The organism is Bartonella sp. MR168JLCBS (assembly GCF_042194175.1).
On sequence record NZ_JBHIMP010000179.1, the window covers coordinates 1 to 984 of the forward strand.

1 protein-coding gene is annotated in these 984 nt (G+C 40.4%); it reads right to left on the minus strand.

Annotation, left to right across the window (positions count from 1 at the left end; translation table 11 throughout):
• Window positions 1-984 (minus strand): ABC transporter substrate-binding protein (locus tag ACFIK8_RS10165; RefSeq protein ID WP_375669353.1); only part of this gene is annotated, 984 nt, incomplete at both ends.

Here is a 984-nt window from a genome sequence, read left to right on the forward strand (position 1 = left end):
ATAAACGCATAAGGTCCTTTTTGCATAAGTTCACGTTGTAAATCAGCATATATTTGCGCCCGTTTTTGCGGATCTTTTTGAAACAAAGCATATTCAACTTTTTGATTCATCTTGGCATCAAAATACCCATGCTTCCAACTAGGATAGGCAGTGTTTCTAGCCTCAAACCGATTATCTGGATTATAAACAAGACGTGAAGCCATTGTATGAGGATCCGCAGAATCATTATTCCATCCGACAAAAGCCGTATCAAAAGCCCGTGCATTCACTTTTGAAAACAACTGTGTACCTGCCACACGTTCAATTTTAAGACGCACACCCGCCTGCGCAGCACTATCTTGGAGTGACTGAGCAAGTAATAAAGTATAAGGAGTGTTTGATACGAGAAAATTTGCCTCAAATCCGTTCGGATAACCGGCCTCTGCTAAAAGCTGCTTGGCTTTTTGAATATCAAGCTTAAAGGGTTGCCCTTCTTTTTCATCTAAAGCCCCAAAATTGCCAAGAGGAATAAAACTTGCCCGTGGAATACCAATCCCTTTGAGAAGCTTCTTGCCAAGACCTTCATAATCTATAAGATAACGCATCGCCAAACGTACTTTTTCCTTAGCAAAAATGGGATTCGTCGTATTGAATCCCCAATACATCATGGTTGGCACCAACACTTTTTCAACTTTAACATCTGTTGTTTTTTGCAGATCTGCAAGATCTTCAGGTGTCAAATTACGAGCAACATCAATATCATGTTTTTGCAACAACAAGCGTTGTGTTCCAGGCTCCGCAACATGGCGAATTAAAATCTGTTTTAGTTTAGGTTCTTGTCCCCAATAATGAGAGCTTGCACGCAATAAAATCGCTTCTCCAGGGCGCCAACTTTTTAACTGATAAGGACCAACGCAAGCAGCATGAGTTTTCAAATACTGATTTCCCAAATCACCATTTTTTTCGTGTTTCATGATCGTCTTACGATCAAGCAAAGCTGTTGCA